A 7,958-nucleotide genomic window follows, 5' to 3' on the forward strand; every position below is an offset into this window, starting at 1 on the left:
CCACCGCGTCGGGCGCGAGGCCCGCGACGGCGGGGTCGGCCAGGCCGGCGCGCAGGGTGGCGAGGGCCGCGCGGTGCCGGGAGACGTCCGCCTCGAGGCGGGACCGCTCCTCGTCGCCGAGGACGGCGTCGAGAGCCTGCGCCGCGTCGGCGAACCCGCCGTCGACGACGAGCTGCGCGACCTCGGCGCCGCGACGCCCGGCGTCGCGCCGCGCGTCCTCCACGGCCGCGTGGGCCTCGCTGAGCGCGGTGAGCGACCGGGCGCGCTCGTCGAGCGCGGCGGCGAGCACGGCGACGGCGTTGCGGGCGCCGCCCTCGTGCCCGAGCACGTCGGCAGGTCGCCTCCGAGGGAGACGAGCGACCGAGCGGCGTCGGCCTCGCGGGCGATCTCGGCCACGTCGGCGGCGAGGGCGGCGGCGAGCTCGTCCAGGCGCGACGTCGACGCCGCGACCGTCTCGGCGAGCTCGGCGGCCCGTGCGTGCAGCGCGCGCGTCGTCGCGTCGTGCTCGTCGAGCTCGCGCTCCGCCGTCTCGCGCTCCGTGGACGCCGTCCGCGCCTGGGCCACCGCCTCCTCGAGCGCGGCGACCTGCGCCTGCGCCGCGTCGGCGTCGAGGCCCTGCGCGGTCTGCCGCAGCGCCTGGAGCCGCTCGGCGAGCCGCGCGACGTCGGCGGACGCGTCCCGCAGCGCCTCCTCCGCGGCGACGCGCGCGGCCTCGGCCGCCTCGACGTCCTCGGGCGTGGCGTGGTCGTCCGTGCGCCCCGCGGGGTCAGGGTGCTCGGGCGACCCGCAGACCGGGCACGGGGCGTCGTCGACGAGCGATGCCGCGAGCTCGCCCGCGATCCCGGCGATGCGTGCCGTGCGGACCCGGCGCTCGGTTCCCACGGCCCGGACCGCGGTGTCCGCGGCGCGCGTCCGCGCGTCCGCCGCCCGGTCGTGCTCCGCCTCGAGCACCCGCACCTCGCGTGCCGCCGCGGCGACGGAGCGCGCGTGGCCGGCGCGCTCCTGGAGCGCGTCGAGCCGTGCCGCGGCCTCGCCCCGCTCCGCGACCCGGGCCCGCAGCGCCTCGCGTGCGGCGGGGCGCTCGGCGACGTCCGCGAGCACCCGGCGCCGCTCCTCGGCCGCTCGCTCGACCTCCTTGCGGCCGTCCGCGAGCTCGCGCTCGCGCGCGGGCAGGCCGGCGCCGACGGGCAGCAGCCGCGCGACGCGCACCGAGGCGGTGAGCACGTCGGACCGCACGGCCTCGAGCGCGCCCGGGTCGGCCTCGGCCAGGTCCGCGGGGACGCCCGTCCGGGCGAGCTCCTGACGTTCGAGGGCAGCGGCGAGCGCGCGGTCGGCCGTGAGCGCGGCGCGCGCGGCCGGAGCGACGACGGCGGCCCGGCCGGCGGCGTCGAGCCGTGCCACCTGCTCGGCGACGTGCGGCTCCCGGGCCGCGAGCCGCTCCTTCTCCGCGCCGAGCGCCGCGCGTCGGTCGAGCGCCGCGGCCGTCGACCGCTCGGCGTCGAGACGCTCGCGCGCCGTGGTGAGCGCGGCGCGGGCGGCGGCGTCGTCCGCCTCCAGGGCCTGCGCGAGCGCCTCGCGACGCCGCGCGTGCGCCAGCGCGAGGGCGTGCACGCCCGGCGCCGGCGCGTCCGCCTCGAGGTCGCCCAGCAGCGCGTCCATCTCGAGGTCGCCCAGCAGCGCGTCCACCTCGTCGTCCGTCGCGCGCCGCAGGCGGGTGTCGTCGTGGCACGCGTCGCGCAGACCGCGGGCGTCCTCCGTCGCGAGCCCCGACGCGCCGCAGAAGTGCTCGACGGCCCCGGTGACCGCCTGCCGGGCGAGGTCGACCCGTCCGCGCGCCGTGCGGGCGAGCTCGGCGAGCCGCACCGAGGCCCGGTCGTAGAGCTCGGTGCCGAAGACCTTCTGGAGCAGGTCGCGCCGCCGCTCCGGGTCCGCGCGCAGGAACGTCGCGAACTCGCCCTGCGGCAGCACGACGGTCTGGACGAGCTGACGGCGGTCGAGGCCGACGAGACGCTGGATCTCGGCCCCCGCCTCGTCGAGCCGGGTGGAGAGCAGCTCCCCGACCGGGTCCTCCTCGGCCGGGGACGGAACGGACGGCAGACGCCACAGGCGCACGGAGGCCTGCTGCGTCGTCGTGCCCTCGCCGCGCTTCTTCGGCCGCCGGTACTCGGGCGTGCGCCGCACGCGGAACACGCCCGCCGGCACCTCGAGGACCAGGTCGACGAACGACTCGACGGACGGCTCCGCGTACGCGGAGCGCAGGCGGTCGTCGCTCGCCTGCTCGGACGCGACCTTGCCGTAGAGGGCGAACACGACCGTGTCGATGATCGTCGACTTGCCCGCACCCGTCGGGCCGTCGAGGAGGAAGATCCCCGACGCCCCGAGGGCGGCGAGGTCGATGCGGTGCCGCCCCGGGAACGGGCCGATCGCCTGGAAGGTGAGCGAGTGCAGGTGCATCAGGCGCTCCGCTCCGCCGCGAGCGCACCCTCGAGCGCGTCGCGCAGCACGGACTCCTCCGCCGCGGTCGGGGCGTGCCCGGACACGTGCTCGACGAAGTTGCGCGCGACGTCGAGCGGGTCCCGGCCGGGCCCGACGGCCGTCACGGTCTCGCGCTCGGCCTGCTGCGGCGGGCGGTGGGTCACCTGCAGGGCGTGCGGGAAGCGGGCGCGGACGCGCGCGTAGAGCTCGGCGGGTCGCGCCGGGTCCGTGACGACGACGCGCACCCAGTCGTCGACGTGCGGCTCGCCCGCCGCGCCGAGCAGGTCCTCGAGCGGTCCGGTGACCTCCGCGAGCCGGCGCGGCACGGGCGCCGGCACGAGCTCGACCGCATCGTGGCCCTCCCCGCGCAGCCGGTCGAGGTGGACGAGCGCCGTCGACTTGCGCTGGCGCACCTCGGAGAACGAGAACGCGAGCGGGGAGCCCGAGTACCGCGCCACCGTCGGGTGTGCGGCCGCCTGACCTGCGGTTCCCCGGGGGGCGTCGGGCACCGGCACGCGCTGCGGCCCGTGCAGATGACCGAGGGCGACGTAGTCGATGCCCCACCCGCCGAACGTCCCGGCGGGCACCGAGTCGACGCCGCCGACGCGGATGTCGCGCTCCGACTCCGAAGGCTCGCCCCCCACGACGAACGCGTGGCCCGAGACGACGGCGTGCCCGCGGAACCCGCCGGCCCGCCGCGCGGCGAGGTCCGCGCCGACCCGGCGCACCGCGGCGGCCATGACGGCCTCGTGCGAGCGCGCGAGCGGGGCGTCCTCGGCGAGCTCGTGGCGGGCCGCGTCCGGGTCGAGGTACGGCAGCGCGTAGACGAGCAGGGGTGCCTCCCCCGCTCCGGTGGTCGCGCCGGGGTGCGGCCCGAGGACCACGGGGGCGCCGACGTCGGACACGCGCGTGCGCAGGTGGACCCCCGGGCGCAGGAGCCGTTCGGCGAACCCGAGGCGGATCGCGGAGTCGTGGTTGCCGGGCGTGACGACCACGTGGGCGTGCTCGGCGAGGCGCGCCAGGGCGTCGGACAGCAGCGCGACGGCCTCGACGGGCGGGATCGCCCGGTCGTACACGTCCCCGGCGACGACGACGGCGTCCACGCGCTCGGCGCGCGCCAGCTCCACGAGGTGGTCGAGGTGAGCGGCCTGGTGCTCCAGCAGGTCCACGCCGTGGAGCGTGCGCCCGAGGTGCCAGTCGGACGTGTGGAGGATCCGCATGCAGGGACCGTAACGTCCGGTTCCCACACGGCCCGGTACGCTCCCGGAGGCCGCCGCGCGCCCGCTCGGCCACGACCGCCCGGAGGACCCCGTGGACCGACGCACGCTCGACGTCGCCCTGCCCGTCACCTACGCGGGGCTCGTCGCCCTCTCCCGGCTGTGGTTCCCCGGCTCCACCGCGGGGATCGCCCTCGCCGGCGCGTTCGTCCTCGCGCTGTACTGGGGCGCGTTCCGGCACAGGCTGCCGGCACAGGTCCCGCCCCGCGACCGCGCGGACCGCCCGGTCGACGACGCCCCCGCGGCCGGCAGGCCGGACGACCCGCCGTACGGCTCGGCCTGAGCCGCCGGGTCCGCTCCGCGCGGGAGCCGTGCGCCGGTGGGTGTCAGCCGACCCCGACGACGGCGACCGGCCCGCTGGGCGCGTCGTCGGTGCGGACGACGGGGATGCGCTCGCCCATGCCGATCATGTCGAGGAGCTCGACGATACTGTCCGACGGGTCGCGCAGCACCACCTCGCGGCGCTCCTCGTCGCCCAGCATGTAGAGCTGGATGATGAAGGCGATCCCCGACGAGTCGATGAACGAGACCCCGGACACGTCGACGACGACGGGCCCCCGGGTGTCGAGACGTAGGACATCGCCTCGCTGGCGCGGTCGCGCAACGCGGCGTCCACCTCGCCCCACATCGTCACGACGACGCCGCCCTCGTCCGGTGCGTAGGCGATGCCGCTCGCCTGGTCGCTCGCGCTGCCTGTGTCCATGCGGTCCAGCTCCACCGTCTCTCGATCGTCCTGCGTGCTGCCGGCTCCACCCGGTCCTGTCCAACGCTCCGGGGACGTCCCCTGTTCCCGGGCGGGACGGGGACGAACGTCGGCAGCCGCGCCCGGGCGCCGTCGACCGGGGCACCCTGAGTGTGCACCCGGCGCGCGCGCGCACCACCGGTCCGGGCCTGCCGGCGGCAGGGTCGTCCGGACGGCGGTGCGGCCGCGGGCGACAGGGGACGTTACAGGGGGTCGGTGACGTCCGCGACCTGGGCCTCGAGCACCCGGACGAGCTCCGCGCCGTCCACCGTCGCGGCGGTCCCGTGGGCACCCGCGCCGATCGAGACCGGGCCGTCGGCGGCGGCCACGCGCTCGTCCGCGACGACCGGCCACGCGCGCGTCGCGCCGAACGGCGTGATCGTGCCGCGCTCGTACCCGGTGACGTCGCGCGCGACGTCCTTGTCGGGCATCGACAGGCGCGAGACGCCCAGCAGGGCGCGCAGCCGGGGCCAGGCGATCTGGCGGTCGCCGGGCACGAGGACGAAGAGGTAGTCGTCGTCGGCGCGCCGCACGACGATGGTCTTGAGCACGCGTGACGGGTCCACGCCGCGCGCGGCCGCCGCCTCCTCGAGCGACGACACCCGGCCGTGGCGCGTCACGGTGAAGCCGATGCCCGACGCCTCCAGGGCCGCGACGGCGCGCTCGTCCCCCGGCGCCCCGTCCGGCCCGCTGCTCTCTGCGCTGCTCATGGCACCGACCGTAGCCCGTCCCGGCCGGGCGTCAGACGTCGTCGAACTCCGTGACGACGGTGCGCCAGTACTCCGCGCCGTCGCGCGTGCGGTGCACGAGCCCGGCGTCGACCATGGCACGCCGCAGCGAGACGGGATCGGCCGCGCGCTCCGCGAGCCGCTTCGTGAGCGTCAGCTCGGTGACCGGCTCCTCGAGCGGGAGCACCTGCGCCGCCAGGTAGCGCACGACGAGCTGGCGGTCCCGCAGCCGCTTCGGGCTGCGCAGCAGCCGCCCGCCGACCAGGAACCGGTTCGGCCCGGTCGGCTGCGGCGACGGCGTCGCGCTGAGCAGCCCGGCGAAGCGCGCCGGGACCGCGCGCAGGAACCCGCCGTCGTCGCGCACCACGACGCCCGCGGCGAGCAGCGGCGCGAGGCGGCGCCGCTCGTCCGCGGTCAGGTCCGCCTCGGCGGGCGCGTCGACGACCACGTGCCCGAACAGCGCGAGCCGCCCCTCGTCCGCGAGCGCGGCGACGACCTGCTTCCACGCGTTGCCCGAGGCGCCCCGGTCGTCCATGCCGCCGTCGTCCATGCCCCCGACCCTAGGCACCCGACGCGTCCCCGGGCCAGCGAGGTCCCGCACGCCCCCGGGCGTCAGTCCAGGTGCACGACGTCGCCCGTCCAGTGCCGGCGCAGCCACCGGTCGTGCGAGGCGACCACGACCGCACCGGGCCAGTCCTGCACCGCCGCCACGAGCTCGGTCGCGAGCCGCAGGGACACGTGGTTCGTCGGCTCGTCGAGCAGCAGCACGTCCGGTGCCTGCGAGACGAGCATCGCGAGCACGAGCCGCCGTCGCTGCCCGACGGACAGGTCCGCCAGCGGCCGCCCCAGGTCGCGCGGCGCGAGGAGCCCGTGGGCGTCGACGCGCACGTCCGTCCCGTCGCTCGACCGGCCCTGCACGAGCGCGAGGAGCTCGCGCGGGGTGCGGGCGTCGTCGTGGAGGTGCATGTCCTGCTCGAGCAGCCCGACCCGGACGCCGCGCGCCCGGCCGACCGCGCCGGCGTCGGGCTCGAGGTCGCCCGCGAGGACGTGCAGCAGCGTGGACTTGCCGCTCCCGTTCGCCCCCGTCACGAGCAGCCGCGTGCCGTGCGCGACCTCGAGCGCCGGCACGCCCGACGCCGCCATGTCGAGCCGGACCGCGCGCTCCCCCGCCGGCACGGGACCGCCCCGGTGCACGACGACGCCCCGCGCCCACACGGCGAGGTCGCCCCCGCGCGGCGCACCGGAGCCACGGACACCCTCGGCGCGCGGGGGCGCGAACCGCAGCGGCACCGGAGGCCGGCGGACCTGCTCTCGCTCGAGCGTGTCCAGCCGCTGCTGCGCGTTGCGCACGCGCCGCGCGACCTGGCCCTGCACGCGCTCGCCCTTGAAGTCGTAGAGGATCTTCGCCTGGTTGCCGCGCTCGCGGTCCTTGGCCACGTCGCGCGCCGTGACCGCGACCGCGCGCCGCAGGGCGCGCAGCTCCTCCTGCTCGACGGCGAACCGCTGCTCCCAGCGCTCCCGCTCGACGCGCTGGGCCTCGAGGTAGTCGCCGTACGTCCCGCCGTACGCCGTGACGCCGGCGGACGCGCCGTCCGACGACCCGCGCAGCGGCTCGGCCACCGGGTCGAGGTCGAGGATCTCGGTGCACACCTCGTCGAGGAACACCCGGTCGTGGCTCGCGAGCACGACCGCGCCCGGCAGCGCGCGCAGCGCCGTCGCGAGGTACTCGGCCGCGGCGTCGTCGAGGTGGTTGGTCGGCTCGTCGAGCAGGAGCGCACCCGGTTGGCGGACGAGGAGCGCGGCCAGGCCGAGCCGCGTGCGCTGCCCGCCCGAGAGCGAACCGACCGGCCGGCCCGCCGCGCCGTCGACGTCGAGGCCGAGCCCCGCGAGCGTGCGCGCGGCCCGCGCGTCGGCGTCCCACACGTCGGCGAGCTGCGCACGGGCGAGCGCGCGGTCGTACGCGGCCTCGCGAGCCGACGTGTCAGCACCACGCACGGACCGCGCGTCCGGTGGCGCTGACACGTCGGCGAGAGCAGCCGCGGCGTCCTCGAGCTCCGTCTCCAGCGCACGTACCGCGGCGAGCGCGTCGTCGACGACCGCCCGCACGGTGGTCGACGGCGGGTACGGGAGCTCCTGGTGGAGGAACCCGAGGTCGGCCGGTCGCTCCACCGTGCCGGAGTCGGGGGCGGTCACGCCCGCGAGGACGCGCAGCAGCGTGGACTTCCCGGCGCCGTTCTCGCCGACGAGGCCGGCACGGTGGCCGGGGTCGACGGCGAGGTCGACGCCGCGCAGCACGGGGCGCCCGTCGTAGGACATGTGGACGTCGGACGCGCGCAGGACGGGGGGCATGCGATCACCTGCCAGGGCTGCCCGGGCACCTGCCGAGCGCGCGGGGCGCGGGAGGGCAGCGGCTCCGGGCTCGGGGGGACGGGCCGGTCGGGGCAGGTGTGCGTCACATCGAGCACGACGGTAGGGCGGCGTCGAGGCCGACGCCAGGGATTTTCGCCGGAGACGGCGGCGGGCGGCCGCAGCGGCCGCGCCGGGAGCGACGGAGCCGGTCAGGGAGCCGGCGTCACCACGTCTGCCGGCCCTCCGGGGCACCGGCCGGCGCATCGTCCGGGCTCGGGCACTTCCGAGCCCGAACGGACCATGACGAACGACGACGTGGCGCAGCTCGTCGAGACGAACGACGAGTGGATCCGCTCGCGCACGGGCATCGTCACGCGCCATGTCGCC

General features: G+C 77.8%; 7 protein-coding genes. 1 reads left to right on the forward strand and 6 read right to left on the reverse strand.

Annotation, left to right across the window (positions count from 1 at the left end; translation table 11 throughout):
• Positions 1-2,454: AAA family ATPase (locus BJF88_RS15480; RefSeq protein ID WP_158068959.1), on the reverse strand; the 2,454-nt coding region annotated here is incomplete at its 3' end.
• Positions 2,454-3,695 (reverse strand): exonuclease SbcCD subunit D, encoded by a 1,242-nt coding sequence (locus BJF88_RS15485; RefSeq protein WP_075829462.1) that lies wholly within the window; start codon positions 3,693-3,695, stop codon positions 2,454-2,456. The genes BJF88_RS15485 and BJF88_RS15480, both read right to left, overlap by 1 nt.
• A 91-nt stretch (positions 3,696-3,786) precedes the next feature.
• Here BJF88_RS15485 and BJF88_RS15490 point away from each other — a divergent pair, with 91 nt between their 5' ends.
• On the forward strand, positions 3,787-4,035 hold the full coding sequence (locus BJF88_RS15490) for a hypothetical protein (RefSeq protein ID WP_075829463.1): 249 nt from the start codon (positions 3,787-3,789) through the stop codon (positions 4,033-4,035).
• 43 nt (positions 4,036-4,078) lie between these two features.
• Here BJF88_RS15490 and BJF88_RS22505 read toward each other — a convergent pair whose 3' ends face one another.
• From BJF88_RS22505 to BJF88_RS15510, 4 genes are all read right to left on the reverse strand, one after another.
• A complete protein-coding gene (locus tag BJF88_RS22505; protein WP_255372091.1) occupies positions 4,079-4,291 on the reverse strand; it encodes an STAS domain-containing protein in 213 nt (70 codons plus the stop codon).
• A gap of 406 nt (positions 4,292-4,697) precedes the next feature.
• A complete protein-coding gene (locus BJF88_RS15500) occupies positions 4,698-5,204 on the reverse strand; it encodes an aminoacyl-tRNA deacylase (protein ID WP_075829464.1) in 507 nt (168 codons plus the stop codon).
• Between the two features lie 31 nt (positions 5,205-5,235).
• Positions 5,236-5,772 carry a DUF2087 domain-containing protein gene (locus tag BJF88_RS18570; protein WP_075829465.1) on the reverse strand — a complete coding sequence of 179 codons (537 nt, stop codon included), beginning with the start codon at positions 5,770-5,772 and terminating at the stop codon, positions 5,236-5,238.
• Positions 5,773-5,834: 62 nt separating this feature from the next.
• Positions 5,835-7,571: an ABC-F family ATP-binding cassette domain-containing protein gene (locus BJF88_RS15510; RefSeq protein ID WP_075829466.1), complete on the reverse strand. Its 1,737-nt coding sequence runs from the start codon at positions 7,569-7,571 to the stop codon at positions 5,835-5,837.
• Positions 7,572-7,958 lie beyond the last annotated feature (387 nt).

It is taken from the genome of Cellulosimicrobium sp. CUA-896 (genome assembly GCF_001942335.1).
GTDB lineage: Bacteria > Actinomycetota > Actinomycetes > Actinomycetales > Cellulomonadaceae > Cellulosimicrobium.

Coding starts and splice junctions, on each gene's coding strand:
- BJF88_RS15485 (WP_075829462.1), bottom strand. CDS start 3,695: ATGCGGATCCTCCACACGTCCGACTGGCACCTCGGGCGCACGCTCCAC.
- BJF88_RS15500 (WP_075829464.1), bottom strand. CDS start 5,204: ATGAGCAGCGCAGAGAGCAGCGGGCCGGACGGGGCGCCGGGGGACGAG.
- BJF88_RS18570 (WP_075829465.1), bottom strand. CDS start 5,772: ATGGACGACGGCGGCATGGACGACCGGGGCGCCTCGGGCAACGCGTGG.
- BJF88_RS15510 (WP_075829466.1), bottom strand. CDS start 7,571: ATGCCCCCCGTCCTGCGCGCGTCCGACGTCCACATGTCCTACGACGGG.